This window comes from Citrobacter sp. L55 (assembly GCF_002850715.1).
Lineage (GTDB): Bacteria > Pseudomonadota > Gammaproteobacteria > Enterobacterales > Enterobacteriaceae > Citrobacter > Citrobacter braakii.
The window spans coordinates 26,728-45,490 of sequence record NZ_KZ559404.1; the positions used below are offsets into that span (position 1 = coordinate 26,728).

Sequence of the window (18,763 nt, forward strand, 5' to 3'; positions counted from 1 at the left end):
CTTTTACGCTAAAAAAGCGCAAGATTTTGCAAGTCCGCCGCAAACCGATGAAAGCCTCCTGCCGCCAGACATGACACAGTGTGAACCTGAATCCAAAAAAGAGAGAGTTGTATGAACGCACTGTTGTACTGCCTGGTGGTGGTAATTTGGGGAACGACATGGATTGCGATTTATTTGCAGCAGGGCCCGGTTTCTGCGCCGGTTTCTATCTTTTGGCGCTTCGCCGTTGCCAGTTCGCTGATGATAGTGGTCCTGCTGGTTAGCGGTAAATTACGCAAACTGTCTGGTCGCGATCATCTGTTTTGTCTGTTACAGGGTGGATGCGTTTTTTGCTTCAACTTCTGGTGTTTTTATACGGCTGCGGCCTGGATTAATACCGGCCTGGAGTCGGTAATTTTCTCAATGGCCGTCCTGTTCAATGCGGTCAATAGCTTCATCTTTTTTGGGCAAAGACCACCGCTGCGTTTCTATATCGCAGCCGGTCTCGGACTGACGGGCATTGTGACTCTGTTCTGGCAGGATTTGCTCAACAGCGGATTCAATCATTCCTTGCTGCTGGGTATCGGCTTAAGCGCCCTTGGAACCTTCGGTTTCTCATTGGGTAATATGATCAGCATGCGTCACCAGAAAAAAGGGCTGGAAGTGTTAACGACCAACAGTTGGGCCATGCTGTACGGCACGCTGTTGATCGCTGCCATTGCGCTGATGCGCGGGGACAATTTTACGCCACAGTGGACATTCAGCTATCTCAGCGCGCTGTTATATCTGGCTATTTTTGGCTCAGTGATTGCTTTCGGCGCTTATTTCACACTGGTAGGTCGCATTGGTCCCAGTAGGGCGGCATACAGTACCCTGCTTTTCCCGCTGGTTGCGCTAACGCTGTCAACATTGTATGAAGGATACGTCTGGCAAGTTAACGCTATTGCCGGATTAGTATTGATTTTACTGGGGAATATGGTGATGTTTGCCCGACCAGAAGTGCTGATGGGTAAACTATTCTATAGACGCCGGGTGGCATAAAAAAAACGCACCATCCTGAGATGGTGCGTTGATTATTATTGTGGTTTTTTGTTCACGTCAAACATGGTGGCATCCGTCGCCATGTCATCAATAACTTTCTTCAACGTTTCGAACGCCATCGGCGTATTTTCGTTGCTCAGATCTTTACCTTCACCCTTACGTACAACTTTAATTACCGGTTTATTGGTCGCAGCATCAATCAACTCACCCTCGAAATAGAGGTTGGTATCCATGGTACGGTGACCCGTTGCCATTTGTGTTCCCGCAACGAGTAGCGCAACCGGGATCACTTCATAGAACTGCAGTCCTTCTTTGCTCGTTGCAACACCGGTAATCGCTCCGCGGAAAATCAGGCTACGTGGCCCAGGGGTAGTAACCAGGGGCTTACGCTTGCTGATGGCGGATTTCAACTGGGTATTGGTGTAGGTCAGCAGTTGATCAAGAACCTGCTGCCCTACCTGCGTGGTAGGTTTAGGAACCGGATAATACGTTACCGGGTTATATACAATGTTGTCATATTTGGATTCGTTGTAGCTCGGATCAACCCAACGGAGTACGGTTTGTCCCGATGCTGATTGTGTTTCCTTCAAATCAGAGTAATTTTTTAAAAACCCAGAATATTTATCCGGCGCAGTCACTTTTGACGCACAGCCGGATAATGCCAACAAGCCAGTAAGCACTGCAACTTTAAATAAAGTTTGAGTACGCATGAAACGATCCCTTTAGTTTTCGCAATGATGCTTAAAAAGGATAGCAAAACCGTTTCATTTTGGATGTACTAAAAATGGTAAACACCGCACAATTTTCTCTCTACGCCCGGCACAAAAAATGCTGAGCGCAGAAAGAGTTAACCCAGGCGGGAGGTTCAGGCAGTTTTGCGTGCCAGCATTGTGGCAAAGCGCAGTTTAATTCGATTACCGTTTTCATCCGTACGATGAAGTTCACCCACGTCTTCGTTATATTTCAGCAGATCCCATCCGCTGTAATAATTGCGCAATTCTCCGATTTTAAACGCGAACGGGAAACCCACGGTACACGGAAAATCATCGGTATCCATCGCCGCGACAATTAAGTTATATCCGCCCGGTTTAGTGCAACGCTGCATATTTTCAATAAGGCCAGGGATAGTTTTGGCTTCAAGGAACATCAGCACAACGGTAGAAAGAATAAAATCATATTCGCCGTCAAAGCGTAATGCGTTGAGATCCGCGACGTTAGCGTGCAGATTGGTCAGTCCTTCCGCCGCTTTGATACGCTCAAGGTTAGCGATGCTCATGGGATTTTTATCCCATGCTGTCACGTCATAACCGTTTGCCGCAAGGTACAGGCTGTTACGACCGTTACCGCAGCCCAGGTCTAACGTTTTACCTGGCTTAACAATTTTTGCCGCTTCAACAACATCGGAATGCGTACGAGTTAAATCGTATTTCTCAGTAAAGTAGTTTTCGTCGCAAAGGGTCATTATTTATCCTCAGATTTCAGTAATGCAGCACGCTCCGTGCGGATGAGCAGTTTCCCCTGCATCAGCAATGCAAACGTACGTACCAGTAATAATGCAATGATAAAATTGGTAAAAATAAACAGTGGGATCGACAGCGTATGAAAAAATCCTGACTCGCTACCGTGGCCCAGATGCAGCCCTGTTGTTGCCAGAGCCGATACGCCAAACGAAAAGCTCCAGAAAGACGCATTAAATGGCTGTGACAAATACCACGGCATGAGCCGCAGCATGAACAAAAGTTGCAGCAGACCATAGCCGAACAACATTTTGGCTAACGTATCGCCCTCGCCGCCGTTGACGCTAAGCCAGGCGCTGCAGGCGACCAGCGCAGGCGCCAGTTGAATGCCAAGTGAAGTACGTAACACCGCAGGCAACTCGCCGCAGCTACGTAAACGTTGCAGAATCACCGGCTCCAGACTGAGCCAGGAAAAAAACCCGGCGCCCAAAAACACCAATCCTGCGTCGTTGAAACCCAGTGCGCCACAGGCCATTGCACTGATAAAGTTATTGGCGACGGTCGGCAGATACAGACCCGGCGTGGTGGCTTCCTCTGGATGCGATCCACGCCACAACCCTGCCGTTTGCCAGGCGGCGTAGGCCAGCTGTATCACTACGCCAATGCTGAACAACCCAATCGCCAGCGGTCGATACCACGGGACAAAACCAATCGCGACCAGCATCGTTGTGGCCGGAAACAGACTGACAAAACTGCTCATCACCGGGTGACGAATTTCCGCCAATACGCTATGCGGAAAACGCAGTAAACGGCTCAGAAAAGCCAGCGTCAGCAGCCCCCAAATGACCATTGCGAGGATCACTAAACCGTCGCCAATCAAGTGACTCACTGGCCACACCTGACTGGCATAACGCCACGCAAACCCCATCCCAATGATGCCCAGTACCATGCCAAAATAACCGGCCGGAAGATTGAGGACCCGCTCACTCTGCTTGTTCTTACTCATTTTGTTTATTTTTTAAAGTATATTTGAAATGCATTTTATGGAATTTCCGCTGATTTAGCCAGTGCGGAAAACTTTGCTACGTTTAACTAAGGTGCGCAACATGGAAATGAGCTATGACCAAATATCGTCTCAGCGATGAGTCTCGATCCTTTAGTTACCAGGATAATGGCAATAAAAAAAGCGTATTACTACGCCAAATCATTGCGCTCACTGATTTTAATGATGTCCAGGCCGGCACGCCCGGTGGCTGGATCGACAATGAAAGCGTGCTGTCACAAAGCGGTGATTGCTGGATTTACGATGAAAACGCGCTCGCATTTTCCGGCGCGACGATTACAGGAAACGCCCGCATTACTCAGGCAAGCGTGGTCAGAGATGGCGCGCAGATTGGCGATGACGTGTGGATTGACCGGGCTGAAATTAGTCATAACGCGCAAATACGTGACAACGTCACCATTCAGGATTCTGTGGTTCGCGGCGAGTGCCTTCTCTTTGGTGATGCGCGCGTGGTGTGTGATTCTGAAATCATCGCCGCCAGGGGGCTAACCCGTGAAAGCGACCAGCTCCTGCAAATTTATGATCGGACTTTTGTCAGCCACTCACGAGTGGTGCATCAGGCGCAGATCTATGGCGATGCGAAAATCAACTATGCCTTTATTGAACATCGGGCGGAAGTTTTTGATTTCGCACAGGTGGAAGGTAATGAAGAGAACAATGTCTGGATTTGCGATTGCGCCAAAGTCTATGGATATGCGCGCGTCATCGCCGGGAGCGAAGAAGATGCCATACCTACCCTACGCTACAGCTCGCAGGTGGCGGAGCACGCGGTAGTTGAAGGTAACTGCGTGCTGAAACACCACGTGCTGGTCGGCGGTCATGCGCAATTACGCGGTGGACCGCTCCAGTTAGACGACCACATCCTGATTGAAGGCCACGTCTGCGTGCTGGGCGAAGTGCTGATCGAGCATCATATTGAGATAACCGGTCAGGCGCATATCCAGGCGTTTGATGGCGATACCATTCACCTACGCGGACCGAAAGTGATTAACGGTGAACAGCGCATTACGCGCACGCCTATCGCAGGTTTATTCTGAAGAGCCATCAATGATGCGGGCGTAGAGATTCACATCATAGTAATCACCATTAAGGAATTCCGCCTGTTGCATACATCCTTCCAGTTGGAAGCCATTACGCAGCGCCACCTGATTACTCTCAACGTTTTCTACGCGACATTTAATCACGAAACGGCGAATCTCCTGACGCTGCGAATAATGATGAATTAAGGCCTGTAGCGCCTGGGACATGATGCCTTTACCCTGATGCTCCTCATCCAGCCAGTAGCCGATATAAGCCGCTTTGTTCAGCGGTTCTATCTGGTTAAACGAGATAACCCCGACCACATTTTCTTGCGCAAAAATCAGGAACATTTTGGCGTAACCGCGCTGGTGTAACATCATATTGCCCTGCACATTCTTGCGGGTGTCCTCCTCAGAGGCAACAAACTGCGGCCAGTTCAGCGACTGCTGGAGCCAGCTTTTATTTTTAAGCACCAAGTGATGCAAAGGCGTGACGTGTTGCTCTTCTACGGCACGCAGTTCCAGCGTGTCATTGATGGTAATCACTTCTGACATTTTCATTCCATTATGATGGTTAAGCAGGCCACCCTGCTCATCAAATAAAAACAGGAAGGGCTCCCTTTTGGAAGCCCTTTTACACAGCAAGCGCCGTTTTACTTAGCTCTCACTGACACTCTCTTTTTGCAATATTTTGAGCAGATCTTCCTTCAGGTGGAGTTTCTGTTTCTTAAGGCGAACAATGTCCAAACTATACCCCCGACCATCCGAACCTTCCAGTCTGGAGATCTCATGATCAAGGCTGTTGTGTTTTTCGAATAAGGACAGAAAGCGAGGGTTCTCGGATTTCAGTCGGGAAATAAGGTCTCTGTATTCTGGAAACATACTTTCTCCCTGTTAGTGGAAAAGAACGTGTATAAGAAATACACACCTCCAGAGTACCCACTTGACTTACAGAAAAATGCGAACGGGATCGAGTAAATAGTGTACAGAATGGTTGTGAAGAGGATTACAGATACGGCTCCCCATTCGGAGAGCCGTAAAGGGAGTGATTAACGCATCTCGCGGTCGTCAACGTACTGACGTTTATCAGGCGCTGGCGGGAAGTACTGATACAGCCAGGTTTCACTGATGGCGTCGCCCTGACAACGCAGGAACATACGCATATCTACCGGATCGGTTGAGTCAGAGGTCGGATACCAGTCAAACTGAATGCGATAACCGTCGATAGGTTCCACGTAAAGGATCTCAATCTGTTTCGCTTCACCGCTGGAGAGCGTAATCACCGGTTCAATACCCTTCGGCGCTGCGGCTTTTAGATCGCCACCAACGAAATCAACAGCAAAACGTCGCGCCCATTTTTCCGGGTAGTGCTCGCCCGGCGCCCATCCTTCCGGGAAGCCGCCCATGCCTGTTCGGGTCGCCATCACGCGAGCCAGCGGTGAACGCACCGGCGGCTGAGCACTCCAGTACAGGGATATTTGAATTCCAGATCATCGCCCGCTTTGATCGACCTTTCAGGCTGCCAGAAGCAGACGACGTTATCCAGCGTTTCGCCGGTCGTCGGGATCTCCATCAGGCCGATAGTCCCCTTGCCCCACTGGTTACGCGGTTCGACCCACAGGCTCGGACGCTTGTTGTACCAGCCCATGATATCCTGGTAATGGGAGAAGTCGCGATCGAGCTGCAGCAAGCCAAACCCTTTCGGGTTGTTATCGGTATAGGCGTTGAACTGCAGTTTTTGCGGGTTATTCAGCGGGCGGCAGATCCACTCGCCATTGCCCCGCCACATCGCCAGACGGTCGGAATCATGAATTTGCGGGTGAATGGTGTCACACATCCGACGTTCGTTGTTGCCGCAGCTAAACATGCTGGTCATCGGTGCAATACCGAGCTGCTTGATGTCTTTGCGCGCATAGATGTGGTTTTGTACATCCATGATCACCTGCGTTTTCTCGCAGTGGATCACGAACTTAAATGCGCCGGTTACACTGGGGCTGTCGAGAAGCGCATACACGGTAAAGGAGGTTGCGCCCGGTTTGACCGTTTCGAACCAGAAAGAGGTGAAATCAGGAAACTCTTCTTTGCTGTCGGTGTAGGTATCTACCGCCAGACCGCGGGCCGATAAACCATACTGATAGGTGTCATCCACGGCGCGGAAATAGCTGGCGCCCAGGAAAGAAACGATATCGCGACGGGCTAATTCTGGCGCTTTAAACACGCGGAACCCGGCGAACCCGAGGTCAGTCTGCCCTTCCAGCTGTTTGGTATCCACGCCCGCATCATTGTATTTAAACAGTTCCGGACGGAAGTGGATTTCGCGCGCCATATGCGTGCTGCCATCAACCGAGAACATGCGTACGCGGCGACGGAAGCCCATTCCCACGTGGAAGAACTGCGCATCAAGCTGACGATTTTCAACATTGTTCCACAGAGACTGCTCTGGGTCATATTGAATGCTGTTGTAGGCCTGCGGCGTCAGTTTGGCCAGCGTGTCAGGTAACGCGCGCGGTGCGCCGCCCCAGGGCTTCTGTGCTAAGTCATGGGCCATCGATTGCAGAACGGAAAAATCAAAACGTACGGTTTTTCCGTCTGCAATGTCAGACTCTGCCGCAAAGGCGGCGCTGGAAAAGAGTGATGCAATACCACTGGTTCCGCACACGGCGGCCATTGCCATTGAACCTTTAATAAATCGTCTGCGATTCATGCCTGAAAGTGAGTCCTTCTGGTCGTGTAAATGGTCCCGCGCCGGCCATAATCAGCGGCAAGAGAGTGCACATTTCTGACCGCTCACTCTAGACAAAATTCATTAATAATCCAATTGTTGGTCGCCGATTATCTGTACAAAATCGAAAATATTTTATGTCGATGGGAACAGACCGAATCCCATGTAAATTCAATTAAAGTAAACCACACCGCCGTTTACTTCGATCTTGCGCCTCCTGATACAACGCAAACTCATCATAAACCGCACAACCCAGCGCCTGTTCAAACGCGTCGCGGCTGGAATTACCGTGGCTACGAGCCTGAGTTTCATTCCCCAGATTAGACTGGAAAATCCCCGCGGCGCTCACCGGTAAAAAATCTTCGTAGGTAATGGGCTGAGCAACCAGCCAACCCCGCTCAATGAGCGGTTGCGGGTCGTCATCCGGGCGAATCGCCTGTCGATGCGCCTCGCCCGACGGCGTCAGCCGGTAGCGGAACCAGGCAAGCCCCTGCTGGCGCAGCAGAAATTCGCTGTCCGGGAATGCTTTGAACACCTCCTGCAAATGCAACTGATGCGTCAGGTTGTCTTTTCCCGTTCCCGCTTTATTCAGCAATTCGTCGTACAACGCTCTGCCTTTCGGCGTCAGGGCCACGCCGCGCTGTTCGATTTCACCAAAACGCGCCGTGTGAGTGCCACGCATTTCACCGGCAAATAACACCGGCTCTTCCAGCGCTTTAAAACTGGTCTGGCGCAATAAAATGGGCACCTCGCGGCGCGGCGGCCCTTCAATCAGTATTTTGGGTTCAATGCCGCACTCCGGCATCATCGACTGAACCCGGTCGATATCCAGCGTACGCGGCGTCAGATGGTTAATATGACACCCAGGGAAACACACCACATCAGCAATCAGCCGGTGCTCATTGTGCAATGCGTGATAGGTCGCCTCATCGACCGTGGCATGCTGATGCCAGCGGAAAGTTTCCAGCGCTTCTTGCACAAACTCCTGCGCCTGCTCAGGCGTAAAACTGCCCTGCACATCAAACTCATCCAGCAGTTCGTGACAACGACGGGTGAAAATATCGCGTTTCGCGAGGATCTCCGCGGCTTTTTGCCGTAGCGCGGCGTTTTCGATTAATTCGAGCCGCAATAACGAGGTGAATACCCGAAACGGGTTGCGCGAAAGCGACGCATCGTCAATGGGACGAAACGCGGTGGAATGCACGGGAACACCGGCCTGGGAGAGATCGTAATAACTCACCGGATACATGCCCATAATGGCAAACATCCGGCGTAGCGTAGAAAGCTCCTGCGCAGTGCCCACCCGAATGGCGCCGTGGCGCTCAACGTTTAGCCGGGCCAGCTCATCTGCATTCGCCAGTTTTTCATGCAGCGTAGGATTATTTTCCAGTACCGCCAGATTCACATCAGCGACAAGTTCCAGCAACGTGCCATATTGCGGGACTTCCTGCTGGTACATTGCTGACATTGCCTGCGAAAATTGTTCCCGAATCTCATCTGCCGTGATGGTGTTCGCCATAATGTCATGCCTCCAGTGAATATTACCTGGAGTGTAGAAAACGCCGCTGACTCCGGTGGGAAGAATTTACAAAGTGTGACCCCGCGTAAATTTCCCACCCCTACAGACGGTGAACAGAACCTACTGGCGTGGTTTTAAATGACTTTCCAGCCAGGGCAACATCTGTTTTTTACGGCTGAGCATCCCCTCCACCTTACAGGGCTGCGGGATGTCTGACAGCGCTGTACCGGTAAACCACAGGCTGGTGTCGCCCAGATTGATATCGGTGAGCATCAGTACAACCAGCGCGGCATTCTTTTCCTCTGCATAGCGCGCCATTTCCAGACGGAGATCGTCCAGCACCGCATCCACCTGTTGCAGCGCATACAGTTCAAGCTGCGCCACACAAACCGAATGTCCATGAATGGTGAAGGTTTTAATGTCTTTCTGCAGAAGCTCGCGAGCGCTCATGCCTTCCACGCTTGTTTTAGCAGACAGCAGGTCGCGACTAAACTCCTCGAGATCCACACCGGTTTTTTGGGCCAGGGCCTCCACCGCCAGGCGATCGTCAGAGGTGGTCGTTGGCGAACGAAGCGTGACAGTGTCACTCAATGCGGCACCCAGCAATAAAACGGCCTCAGCGGCAGACAACTGGTTGCGCTCCTCTTCCGTCATCAGTTGCCATAACAGCGTCGCGCTGCTGCCGACTGGCTTCACCCACACTTCTGGTGGCAGACGAGTGACTAATCCACCGAGTCGGTGATGATCGATAATTCCCACGACGTTACTTTCTGCCAGCGATGCCGGCCCCTGGGCAGGCTCGGTGAAATCGACCAGCCACACATCACGATCGGTCAGTTCAAACGTCAGCCGTTCGGGCATCGTCAGTCCCGCATGCTCAAAGATAAATTGCGTTTCGCGGTTAGATTCGCCCAGACGCCATGCCGTCGCCTGCTGGCCACGTAAAGTAAGCCAACGCGCCGTCATGGTGGCGGTACAAATGGCATCGCTATCGGGGTTAAGGTGCCCTATTACATCTATCATTAATCAGTACCTTGTGAAGAGAATGGTTCAAAAGCAAACAATAACGAAAGTATATCGACTGGACGGATTATCTTCCATGATCCCCCCCCCGGCTGCGCTGTACAAAACATAAGCAAAATAAATCAGTTGTAAGTAAAATAGGATAAATGTTAATAATATTTTGCTATCAAGTTATCAAAATCGAACAACTTCACTTGTCACCGATACGACTCTGTTTTTAACATCGCTTATGGAAAAAAATGTTCTGTTCAATCAGCGCATTCGCTTGCGCCACCTTCATACTTTTGTCGCCGTTGCACAGCAGGGAACGTTGGGCCGCGCGGCTGAGACCCTTAACCTGAGCCAACCAGCCCTCTCCAAAACGCTGAATGAACTGGAGCAACTGACCGGTACCCGGCTCTTTGAGCGTGGCCGCCTTGGCGCGCAATTAACGCTGCCCGGAGAACAGTTTCTTACCCACGCAGTCAGAGTGCTGGATGCGCTCAACACCGCCGGACAAGCCTTAAACCAGCGCGAAGAGTCACAGACGGATGTTGTACGGATTGGCGCCTTACCCACCGCGGCCCTGGGCATTCTGCCGGCGGTCATTGGCCCGTTCCATAAGCAGCAAATGGAGACCACGCTGCAGGTTGCCACCATGAGTAATCCCATGATCCTGGCGGGTTTAAAGTCAGGGGAAATTGATCTCGGCATTGGCCGTATGGCCGATCCGGAATTGATGGTTGGTCTGAACTACGAGCTGTTATTTCTGGAATCGCTCAAACTGGTCGTGCGCCCTAACCATCCGTTGTTGCAGGAAACCATCACGCTGAGTCGGGTGATGGAGTGGCCGGTGGTGGTTTCACCAAAAGGAACCGCCCCTCGCCAGCACGCAGAGGCGTTGTTGCAAAGTCAGGGCTGCAAAATGCCGCCGGGCTGTATTGAAACGCTGTCAGCATCGCTCTCCCGCCAACTGACGGTCGATTACGACTATGTGTGGTTTGTCCCTTCAGGCGCGGTTAGAGAAGATTTACGCCAGGCGACGCTGGTGTCGTTGCCGATACCCACCCACGGTGCGGGTGAACCCATCGGTATTCTTACCCGTGTCGATGTGCAGCTCTCTCAGGCCGCGCAGATCCTGATCGCCGCAATACGCAAAACCGTGCCGTTTTGATGCCTAAAATTAAGGGACCATCAGGTCCCTTAATTGATTTTATTGTTAAAACGTTTCCCAGTTATCGCCACTGGCAGTTGCCGCCTGCGGGCGTGAATGGTCAGGCTTTGTCGTCACAGGCGCGCGTTTAATAGCACTTGTCCCTGTTAAACGGAATGTGCCAACAGCTTCCGTTAAGCGCGCCGCCTGCTCTTCCAGCGATGCCGCAGCGGCAGAGGCTTCTTCAACCAGCGAGGCATTTTGCTGCGTTACCTTATCCATTTCTGAAATTGCCTGACTCACCTGGACGATACCCCGGCTCTGCTCATCAGAGGCCGCTGCAATTTCCAGCATAATGTCGGTGACGCGTTTTACCGCATCGACAATATCCGTCATCGTATTGCCCGCAGCGACCACTTCTCCGGAGCCCTGGTCAATCAGTCGGACTGATTCGCTGATCAATCCTTCAATCTCTTTTGCCGCCTGAGCGCTGCGGCTTGCCAGCGTGCGCACCTCACTGGCAACCACGGCAAATCCACGGCCCTGCTCTCCAGCCCGCGCCGCTTCAACCGCTGCGTTCAGCGCCAGAATATTGGTCTGGAAAGCAATGCTGTTAATAACGGCTGTGATTTCGGAGATTTTCTTTGAACTCGTTGAGATATTGCCCATGGTTTTGACCACGCCAGAAACCATCTGACCGCCCCGACTGGCCTTACCGGAGGCATCTTCTGCCAGCTTGCTCGCATGATGCGCGTTGTCGGCGTTTTGCTTCACCGTCGCCGTCAACTCTTCCATGCTGGCCGCCGTTTGTTCAATCGCCGCAGCCTGTTGTTCAGTACGTGAAGACAGATCGGTGTTCCCCGCCGAAATCTCACTGGTACCGCGATAAATCTCTTCCGCGCCCTGACGCACCGTGCCTACCGTTGTCCCCAGCGAACGTTGCATTGTTTGCAGATGGCGGCTCAGGCGACCAATTTCGCTGCGCCCGGTCGGTTCCTCCGGCATGGTGAGATCCCCCGCTGAAATTTGCTCAATACGCTGGGCGGCACGCAACAGAGGATGAATGACGGTACGGCGCAGAACAATGAACGTCATCACGGTCAGCGCCAGCGCAAGAACAAATGCGCCCAGCATAAAAGCCATACCAAGCTGTGTACGCTGATGCGCCTGCTCGCTTAACTGATGCGCCCTGGTGGTACGAATGTCGATCGCCTTTAACAGCACCTTGTTGTACGCAGAGTCCAGCGGTCTGGCCTGTTCATTTTCATGGTTGATGATCGCTTCAAACATGCCGTTTTTAGCGTACTTCAGCATCGGCTGTAAGCCGTCGGTATAGGCTTTGAAGCTGGCGCTCAGTTCAGCGTCTAACGCTTCATCGGCAGACGTTTTTACCGCGCGTGACATATAAGCATTGAAACCGTCCTGCGATTGCTTAATCCGTTTTTCTGCCTCGGCGATATTGGCCTTCATGTCATCCATTTCGGCAATACGGCTCGCCGCGCCGGCGTGGATCATGTTGATACGCGCGGTACGCAAGTGGTTAGAGCTGTTAGATAACCCCATCCTGACCTGAATCTCATCGGTTACGTCGCGCTGATCGCGATCGGCCTGCATAAGAAAATAGCTTGCCAGCCCGGAACTTAAGGCGAACAGCAGAAGGATGCCACCGAGAATGGAGGAAAACAGCGGAACCAGCCGGATTTGATGCAGAAAGCCCAGTTTATGCTGGGCGGCTTGCATCGATGTAGTGTTGTCCATGACCGTCGACTCTCTTGTAGGGTTTATGCGTGAAAACACGCCCGTTAGATAGTCATCGGCAATCCGGGAAGTTTACTTACCGTGAAAAGCGCCAGATTCGTCACACTTTCACAACATAATTCAAAAAAATTCAGGAAAGTGCCAGCGGTGAAATCCGCTGGCCAATGAATTAGTTATCGCCAAAGTGGATAACGGTACGGATGGATTTACCCTGATGCATTAAATCGAACGCGTCGTTAATCTGCTCCAGCGGTAAACGGTGGGTAATAAACGGATCCAACTGAATTTTCCCGCTCATCGCATCTTCAACCATACCAGGAAGCTGAGTACGCCCCTTCACGCCGCCAAACGCGGAACCGCGCCAGACACGCCCGGTAACTAACTGGAACGGACGCGTTTTGATCTCTTGTCCGGCTCCTGCCACGCCAATAATGATGCTTTCGCCCCATCCTTTATGGCAGCATTCCAGCGCAGCGCGCATCACGTTAACGTTACCGATACATTCGAAACTAAAGTCCACGCCGCCATCGGTAAGCTCGACAATCACATCCTGAATCGGTTTGTCGTAATCCTTCGGATTGATGAAATCGGTCGCGCCCATTTCACCTGCCAGCGTAAATTTTTCCGGATTGGTATCAACGGCCAGAATACGCCCGGCTTTCGCCTGCGCCGCGCCCTGAATCACCGCCAGGCCAATGCCGCCCAGACCAAATACGGCGACGGTATCACCTTCTTTCACTTTTGCGGTGTTATGGACCGCTCCGATACCGGTGGTCACGCCACACCCCAGCAGACACACTTTGTCCAGCGGAGCCTGCGGGTTAACCTTCGCCAGAGAGATCTCCGCGCAAACGGTGTATTCGCTGAAGGTGCTGGTGCCCATATAGTGATAAATCGGCTCGCCGTTATACGAGAAACGGGTTGTGCCATCCGGCATCAGACCTTTGCCCTGGGTCGCACGTACGGCCTGACACAGGTTAGTTTTACCCGATTTACAGAACTTACACTCGCCGCATTCTGCGGTGTATAGCGGGATCACATGATCGCCCGGTTTCAGGCTGGTAACGCCTTCACCCACTTCAACCACAATGCCGCCACCTTCATGGCCGAGCACCGCCGGGAAAACCCCTTCCGGATCGTCGCCTGAGAGCGTAAAAGCATCAGTATGGCACACGCCTGTGTGGGTAATTTTAACCAGCACTTCACCTTTCTTTGGCGGTGCGACATCGATTTCGACAATTTTTAACGGTTGGCCGGGGCCGAATGCAACTGCTGCACGTGATTTCATTTGTCTCTTCCCATTATTGCGAGGTGATGGTGTTATTTTAGATAAGCACGCAGAAGATGGCCGATTTCAGCCATGCGCACGGCACGCTGGTCTGGGGTTGTTTCCCCGCTGACCAGTTCGTCTTTCAGGTGGATCTCAACCATTTCGCCCATCAGGCCATTGGATGCGCCGCGCACGGCGGCAATTTGTTGCAGGATAGCCAAACACGGCTCGCCGGACTCCAGCGCGCGCTCAAGCGCATCAACCTGACCGCGAATACGGCGTACACGGGTGAGAATGCGTTTTTTATCTTCGGGTGAATGCGGCATACGCCCTCCAAATACTATAGAGGGGTATACTATCAGTATTTTTAACTAATTGTAAAATAAATAACTTGTTACTCTTTAATGAGTTGCACAAACAGCACATTTAGACATATGTGGGCATATCACCGTGTTAAGCGGTTTTAGAGCCGCAACACCGGGCGCTTTGTCGATGTATTCTGCATAACTGAACAGTCCGGATTTTTTCTGGAGCAGCGTAACTGGTTTGTCACTCGCAAAGAACAGTCAGTTGAAGACTCATGTAATTATGAACAATACGAATACCCCCGACTACAAACCGGGGGGTTCTATTTTTTAATACGCTATATATAATAATTAGTTACTTATTCCGTAACTGCGCACTCTGGCACGCGAATTTCCTTAATGAGCCTGGAAAAACTTTTTAACGAACACATTCCCTGACTATTTTTCTCTTCACATGCAATTAATTTTAAATCAACTTTGCCGGCAGGTTTTTCTAACGACAACGTTTGTATATCCCTCATATCTCTCAGCGTCTGATAAACAAATGAAACCTGAACCCAATCCGTATTATCACTGGTTCTTTTCCACTTTTCGAATACAAGCTCCCCACCAGGAGGGGTATTATCGGGTTGACCGGGTAGCGACCAGTTAAGATCTAAAGCCCCGCTTAAATTTGCAAGATTGGTATCATGACCAGCAATAAACAACAGAGATACGGGTAATTTTATGCCATACCTGTTTTCTGTTGTACCATTTGTCAATAATGCAGTGTCTATCATATCGAGTAATGGTGTGGCTCTACTACGGGCAACTTCTGGAGTTCTTTGCAAAAGATCAAACTGAGCGTTATGCAGACTTAACAAATCTCTCCATTCTTTTTCCCCCGTAATACGCCCCCAGGCTACCTGTGGCATTCCCTGGGCCTCTTGCAACAGAAATATCTCAGTCAGCGTGGAAGAAAGGCTCCAGGCACCAGGTAATGATACATTGTCAGGAGTAACCTTAAGTTCAGACGGTAAAGCCTCTGGTAATGTGCATTTCGTAGACTTCTCTGTAGTCTTACATGTCTCCGATTGTGAGAAATTTAAAACATTTTCCAGGGTCCGAAATGAAGATTGATAGCGTTGGGTATACAGTTCAATATTTCCTCCGGCCCGTTCCAGAATAGCGTTTTTAACCTTCAATGTGTTAAACGAACATGTCCCCATTTTTACTGGATTAAAAAGAGGATCAGTTTTTTCTTCATCCTTCTGATAATGCACTTGAATTTGACATTTTGGTGCTAACCCAGCCAGAAACGCCTCACCCGTTTTACGGGTGCGTTGATCCGTGTCTGCAATAACAGCAACCTGCCCTGGAGATGGGCACGTTTGATTATTCAACAGACCTTTGCTCGTGAACCATAAACGTTGATACTGACCTAATTCAGAAACAAGTTCTCCCCCACGAGGCGTTAGCCATCCTAACGGCACATCCCATTGTGGCCATTGATCGGGTGTGACATCTTTCATTATTGGAGTGAACTTCGTAGGTGCTCTTACTCCATGACGGCTCACTATCACAACCCGCTCAAGTTTCATACCGTTCTGCTCTTCAGCATGTATTGAGAAAGAACCGCATAAGAGAGAAAAAATTAATAAACGAATGATGAATGTACTCATTACCAGCACCACCTTTTCGTAAGTGAAAAACAAACAACTCGTATAAGCCAGTTCGATAACTGGTTCTATCAGATAGAAATAATCCTACTCCTGAGTTCACAACAATCCAACTTTTTGAATATCAACTTTGTATCTTATCGAAGTATTAAAGGAGCGCTAATTTAGCCGCGCTGGAAAGGTATCCAAGGTTATGGAATCGTTGGCAATTTACAACGTCCTGTCATTGAAAGGATAATTGATCCGGTATAAATAAGGTGGGCGGAAGCCTTGTTTGGCTATCAATTTACCCGCAGCAAATCACTGTATCTCGTTGTATAACGTGGTGAAAGCATGTCTCGCTTCATCGCCCACGGCTGCTGTATCCCTTGCCCGGCAAAGTAGAGCGTTCCTTTCCCCTTTTCAGCATTAAGAGTATCCAGTAGGTCCATCAATTTATCGCTGTTACGCCGCGGGGCGTTATTATCAAAAAGATTCAGCTGTGCAACGCCAGAGCTAAAAAAATCCCCCAGCATAACGCCCGCTTTTTGATAACGTAGCCCCTCTCGCCAAACGGCGTCCAGGCTGCGCGTGGCTGCTGTAATAATGTCCCGGCTATCCTGAGTTGGCGTCAGCAGTTTTATCGATGCGTTGTTACCGTAATAAGGTTCATTCAGGGCAAACGGACTGGTTTTGATAAACGTAGAAATAAACCGGCAGTACTGGTGTTCTCTGCGCAGCTTTTCCGCAGCACGTGAAGCATAGGTGCAAATGGCCTCTCTCATGGCGTTGTAATCCGTGAGTTTTTCACCAAACGATCTTGAGCAGATAATTTCCTGCTTATCCGGCGCAAACTCTTCCAGCGCCAGACAAGGCTCACCGCGCAATTCCCGGACGGTTCGCTCAAGCACGACGCTGAAATGTTTACGAATGAAGCGAATATCGGTATCCGCGAGGTCGAGAACCGTTTTAATGCCCATAACGTCCAGTTTTTTGCCGATACGGCGTCCGATGCCCCAGACTTCATCAACCGGGAGTGCTGCCATCAGCTTACGCTGGCGTTCAATATTTGAGAGATCCACGACTCCGCCCGTCTGTTCCTGCCACTTTTTGGCCGCATGGTTCGCCAGTTTGGCCAGGGTTTTGGTCTGAGCGATGCCGACCCCAACCGTGAGACGTGTTTTCTGCAAAATGGTTGCTCTGATTTCCTGACCAAAATCCGTAAGATCCCTGCAGTTTCGCACGCCCGTTAAATCACAAAAGGCTTCATCAATACTGTATATCTCCACGCGTGGCGACAACTCCTCCAGAATCGACATCACCCTGCTGCTCATATCCGCATACAGTTCGTAGTTCGAACTAAAACAGAACACGCCATAGCGCCTGAACAGATCTTTCTGTTTGAAGTACGGAGCGCCCATATTAACGCCAAGCGCCTTTGCCTCTACGCTGCTGGCAATAACGCAACCATCGTTATTTGAAAGAACGACAACGGGCTTCCCTTTCAGATCAGGCCGGAATGCCGACTCACAACTGGCATAAAACGCGTTAACATCCACCAGTGCAAACATCATCAGCCCGCTGCTTTAATGATAAATGTCACCACGCCAAATATATCCATCGTGTCCTCGCTGCTAATCATGATCGGCGCGTAGGCGCTGTTCTCTGGCTTCAGCATCACAACCGGATGTAATTGCAGGCGTTTAACGGTGAATTCGCCCTCAACGGCGGCAATAACGATGTCTCCATGGGCAGGTTTTCTGGCGCTGTCGACAATCAGTAAATCACCCTCGCCGATCCCTGCCCCCCTCATGGAGTCGCCAGATGATTTAACAAAATAGGTTGCGCTGGGATGCCGTACCAGCAGGTCATTGAGGTCGATACGTTTCTCAACGTAGTCCTGCGCAGGAGATGGAAAACCGCAGGGCACAAGATCGCTAAATAACGGAAAGTGTTTAATTTCGCGGCGTTCCGCAGGCTGGAAAAACAACATAATAATCTGCCTCTCATTTACTGTATTTATATACAGTAGTTTTAATAAGAGCAGCAATCAAGTAGCGAGTGTGATGAACTGGACGTTGTTTAACCATCTTGCCGGTAAGTTTTTATGATGTCTGGAAAAATAATCGGCTAAAAAAATACCCCGCATTTGCGGGGCATTACATCAGGAGCGTTTTCGCGGCATCATGCGCAGCAGCGTATTGTCCTTCCAGAAATAGTGGTGCATCAGGGCGGCAGCGGCATGCAGAGCAATAACAAAATAGCCCAGATTTGCCAGCGTCACGTGCCAGGACTTCAGCATATCCACTACATCAAAATTGGCCTCTGCCGCATGCGGCATAACAATGCCGAATGCAATCCACGGGTTACCCCGGTTGTACATCATCACCAGCCCAATAATCGGCAGAACAATAAACAGCAGATAGATAACCAGATGCCCCAGATGCGCCATTCCGGTCATCATCGGCTTCGGTTTTGGCACAATCGGCGGTGCCGGATATTTTAGCCTGACCAGCAGACGCGCCACCATCAGCGTTAAAATAGTGATGCCACAGGATACGTGCACCATGTTAAATAAGGGACGATAGCTGCGCGGGAAAAATCCGCGAAACTCCATAGCGCTGTAGGCCACAATGACCAACAAAAAGACCAGCCAGTGAATGCCAATTTGCAGGCCAGAATACTTATTCCCCATAACACTTCCTGAATAAAAACAATAATGCGTCACCATAACGGGCTTTTGTTAAAAATTCATTAACTTTTGCTCACCCGGCTTATTCTTATGGATCGCCAGCAAAGTGTGAGAATTGCGCCGGGTGGCGTACTGACTCACCCGGC

Annotated in this window: 17 protein-coding genes and 1 pseudogene; 3 read left to right on the top strand and 15 right to left on the bottom strand. The window is 50.6% G+C overall.

Annotated elements, in window-relative coordinates:
* The first annotated feature begins 111 nt into the window (after nucleotides 1–111).
* Nucleotides 112–1,020, top strand: a complete 909-nt coding sequence (locus B9P82_RS13665; RefSeq protein ID WP_101700485.1) for a DMT family transporter — start codon at nucleotides 112–114, stop codon at nucleotides 1,018–1,020.
* A gap of 35 nt (nucleotides 1,021–1,055) precedes the next feature.
* Here the strand turns inward: B9P82_RS13665 and B9P82_RS13670 are convergent, their stop codons facing one another.
* The 3 genes from B9P82_RS13670 to tehA all read right to left on the bottom strand — a co-directional run bounded on the left by B9P82_RS13670 (nucleotide 1,056) and on the right by tehA (nucleotide 3,483).
* The gene (locus B9P82_RS13670) at nucleotides 1,056–1,730 is read right to left on the bottom strand and encodes a DUF3313 domain-containing protein (protein WP_019076834.1); all 675 of its coding nucleotides are present in this window, start codon (nucleotides 1,728–1,730) and stop codon (nucleotides 1,056–1,058) included.
* A 155-nt stretch (nucleotides 1,731–1,885) separates the two neighbouring features.
* Nucleotides 1,886–2,482: a tellurite resistance methyltransferase TehB gene (gene tehB / locus B9P82_RS13675; RefSeq protein WP_016153165.1), complete on the bottom strand. Its 597-nt coding sequence runs from the start codon at nucleotides 2,480–2,482 to the stop codon at nucleotides 1,886–1,888.
* On the bottom strand, nucleotides 2,482–3,483 hold the full coding sequence (gene tehA / locus B9P82_RS13680) for a dicarboxylate transporter/tellurite-resistance protein TehA (protein ID WP_101700486.1): 1,002 nt from the start codon (nucleotides 3,481–3,483) through the stop codon (nucleotides 2,482–2,484). The genes tehB and tehA overlap by 1 nt, the downstream gene beginning before the upstream one ends.
* A 113-nt stretch (nucleotides 3,484–3,596) precedes the next feature.
* On the opposite strand from tehA, the gene ydcK reads away from it, so the two are divergent.
* Entirely contained in the window at nucleotides 3,597–4,577 is a 981-nt protein-coding gene (gene ydcK / locus B9P82_RS13685) for a YdcK family protein (RefSeq protein ID WP_101700487.1), read from the top strand.
* Here ydcK and rimL read toward each other — a convergent pair.
* From rimL to B9P82_RS13715, 5 genes and pseudogenes are all read right to left on the bottom strand, one after another.
* Nucleotides 4,569–5,114, bottom strand: coding sequence for a 50S ribosomal protein L7/L12-serine acetyltransferase (gene rimL, locus B9P82_RS13690; RefSeq protein ID WP_101700488.1), 546 nt, complete (start codon nucleotides 5,112–5,114; stop codon nucleotides 4,569–4,571). The genes ydcK and rimL overlap by 9 nt on opposite strands.
* Before the next feature lie 102 nt (nucleotides 5,115–5,216).
* Entirely contained in the window at nucleotides 5,217–5,441 is a 225-nt protein-coding gene (locus tag B9P82_RS13695) for a YdcH family protein (protein WP_003833168.1), read from the bottom strand.
* A gap of 167 nt (nucleotides 5,442–5,608) precedes the next feature.
* Nucleotides 5,609–7,263: pseudogene (locus tag B9P82_RS13705) on the bottom strand (glucan biosynthesis protein D).
* Between the two features lie 193 nt (nucleotides 7,264–7,456).
* Complete coding sequence (locus B9P82_RS13710) at nucleotides 7,457–8,800, bottom strand: 2-oxoadipate dioxygenase/decarboxylase HglS (protein WP_016156596.1); 1,344 nt, start codon at nucleotides 8,798–8,800, stop codon at nucleotides 7,457–7,459.
* Nucleotides 8,801–8,920: 120 nt separating this feature from the next.
* The gene (locus B9P82_RS13715; protein WP_101700489.1) at nucleotides 8,921–9,823 is read right to left on the bottom strand and encodes a manganese-dependent inorganic pyrophosphatase; all 903 of its coding nucleotides are present in this window, start codon (nucleotides 9,821–9,823) and stop codon (nucleotides 8,921–8,923) included.
* A 229-nt stretch (nucleotides 9,824–10,052) separates the two neighbouring features.
* On the opposite strand from B9P82_RS13715, the gene pcaQ reads away from it, so the two are divergent.
* Nucleotides 10,053–10,976, top strand: a complete 924-nt coding sequence (gene pcaQ, locus B9P82_RS13720) for a pca operon transcription factor PcaQ (RefSeq protein ID WP_003020288.1) — start codon at nucleotides 10,053–10,055, stop codon at nucleotides 10,974–10,976.
* Between the two features lie 45 nt (nucleotides 10,977–11,021).
* Here the strand turns inward: pcaQ and B9P82_RS13725 are convergent, their stop codons facing one another.
* The 7 genes from B9P82_RS13725 to cybB form a co-directional block, all read right to left on the bottom strand.
* Nucleotides 11,022–12,713, bottom strand: a complete 1,692-nt coding sequence (locus B9P82_RS13725) for a methyl-accepting chemotaxis protein (RefSeq protein ID WP_101700490.1) — start codon at nucleotides 12,711–12,713, stop codon at nucleotides 11,022–11,024.
* Between the two features lie 169 nt (nucleotides 12,714–12,882).
* Nucleotides 12,883–14,001, bottom strand: a complete 1,119-nt coding sequence (locus B9P82_RS13730; protein WP_016153173.1) for an S-(hydroxymethyl)glutathione dehydrogenase/class III alcohol dehydrogenase — start codon at nucleotides 13,999–14,001, stop codon at nucleotides 12,883–12,885.
* Nucleotides 14,002–14,033: 32 nt separating this feature from the next.
* Complete coding sequence (locus B9P82_RS13735; RefSeq protein ID WP_003833178.1) at nucleotides 14,034–14,309, bottom strand: metal/formaldehyde-sensitive transcriptional repressor; 276 nt, start codon at nucleotides 14,307–14,309, stop codon at nucleotides 14,034–14,036.
* Between the two features lie 338 nt (nucleotides 14,310–14,647).
* The gene (locus B9P82_RS13740) at nucleotides 14,648–15,949 is read right to left on the bottom strand and encodes an AppA family phytase/histidine-type acid phosphatase (RefSeq protein ID WP_101700491.1); all 1,302 of its coding nucleotides are present in this window, start codon (nucleotides 15,947–15,949) and stop codon (nucleotides 14,648–14,650) included.
* Nucleotides 15,950–16,227: 278 nt separating this feature from the next.
* Nucleotides 16,228–17,496 (bottom strand): Y-family DNA polymerase, encoded by a 1,269-nt coding sequence (locus B9P82_RS13745; protein WP_047417344.1) that lies wholly within the window; start codon nucleotides 17,494–17,496, stop codon nucleotides 16,228–16,230.
* Between the two features lie 2 nt (nucleotides 17,497–17,498).
* Complete coding sequence (locus B9P82_RS13750) at nucleotides 17,499–17,918, bottom strand: translesion error-prone DNA polymerase V autoproteolytic subunit (RefSeq protein ID WP_101700492.1); 420 nt, start codon at nucleotides 17,916–17,918, stop codon at nucleotides 17,499–17,501.
* Nucleotides 17,919–18,089: 171 nt separating this feature from the next.
* On the bottom strand, nucleotides 18,090–18,620 hold the full coding sequence (gene cybB, locus B9P82_RS13755; RefSeq protein WP_019076843.1) for a cytochrome b561: 531 nt from the start codon (nucleotides 18,618–18,620) through the stop codon (nucleotides 18,090–18,092).
* Nucleotides 18,621–18,763 lie beyond the last annotated feature (143 nt).

What these genes read in the sequence shown, in the direction of transcription:
- B9P82_RS13665 (WP_101700485.1), top strand. Translation starts at nt 112, where the DNA reads ATGAACGCACTGTTGTACTGCCTGGTGGTGGTAATTTGGGGAACGACA.
- B9P82_RS13670 (WP_019076834.1), bottom strand. Translation starts at nt 1,730, where the DNA reads ATGCGTACTCAAACTTTATTTAAAGTTGCAGTGCTTACTGGCTTGTTG.
- tehB (WP_016153165.1), bottom strand. Translation starts at nt 2,482, where the DNA reads ATGACCCTTTGCGACGAAAACTACTTTACTGAGAAATACGATTTAACT.
- tehA (WP_101700486.1), bottom strand. Translation starts at nt 3,483, where the DNA reads ATGAGTAAGAACAAGCAGAGTGAGCGGGTCCTCAATCTTCCGGCCGGT.
- ydcK (WP_101700487.1), top strand. Translation starts at nt 3,597, where the DNA reads ATGACCAAATATCGTCTCAGCGATGAGTCTCGATCCTTTAGTTACCAG.
- rimL (WP_101700488.1), bottom strand. Translation starts at nt 5,114, where the DNA reads ATGTCAGAAGTGATTACCATCAATGACACGCTGGAACTGCGTGCCGTA.
- B9P82_RS13695 (WP_003833168.1), bottom strand. Translation starts at nt 5,441, where the DNA reads ATGTTTCCAGAATACAGAGACCTTATTTCCCGACTGAAATCCGAGAAC.
- B9P82_RS13710 (WP_016156596.1), bottom strand. Translation starts at nt 8,800, where the DNA reads ATGGCGAACACCATCACGGCAGATGAGATTCGGGAACAATTTTCGCAG.
- B9P82_RS13715 (WP_101700489.1), bottom strand. Translation starts at nt 9,823, where the DNA reads ATGATAGATGTAATAGGGCACCTTAACCCCGATAGCGATGCCATTTGT.
- pcaQ (WP_003020288.1), top strand. Translation starts at nt 10,053, where the DNA reads ATGGAAAAAAATGTTCTGTTCAATCAGCGCATTCGCTTGCGCCACCTT.
- B9P82_RS13725 (WP_101700490.1), bottom strand. Translation starts at nt 12,713, where the DNA reads ATGGACAACACTACATCGATGCAAGCCGCCCAGCATAAACTGGGCTTT.
- B9P82_RS13730 (WP_016153173.1), bottom strand. Translation starts at nt 14,001, where the DNA reads ATGAAATCACGTGCAGCAGTTGCATTCGGCCCCGGCCAACCGTTAAAA.
- B9P82_RS13735 (WP_003833178.1), bottom strand. Translation starts at nt 14,309, where the DNA reads ATGCCGCATTCACCCGAAGATAAAAAACGCATTCTCACCCGTGTACGC.
- B9P82_RS13740 (WP_101700491.1), bottom strand. Translation starts at nt 15,949, where the DNA reads ATGAGTACATTCATCATTCGTTTATTAATTTTTTCTCTCTTATGCGGT.
- B9P82_RS13745 (WP_047417344.1), bottom strand. Translation starts at nt 17,496, where the DNA reads ATGTTTGCACTGGTGGATGTTAACGCGTTTTATGCCAGTTGTGAGTCG.
- B9P82_RS13750 (WP_101700492.1), bottom strand. Translation starts at nt 17,918, where the DNA reads ATGTTGTTTTTCCAGCCTGCGGAACGCCGCGAAATTAAACACTTTCCG.
- cybB (WP_019076843.1), bottom strand. Translation starts at nt 18,620, where the DNA reads ATGGGGAATAAGTATTCTGGCCTGCAAATTGGCATTCACTGGCTGGTC.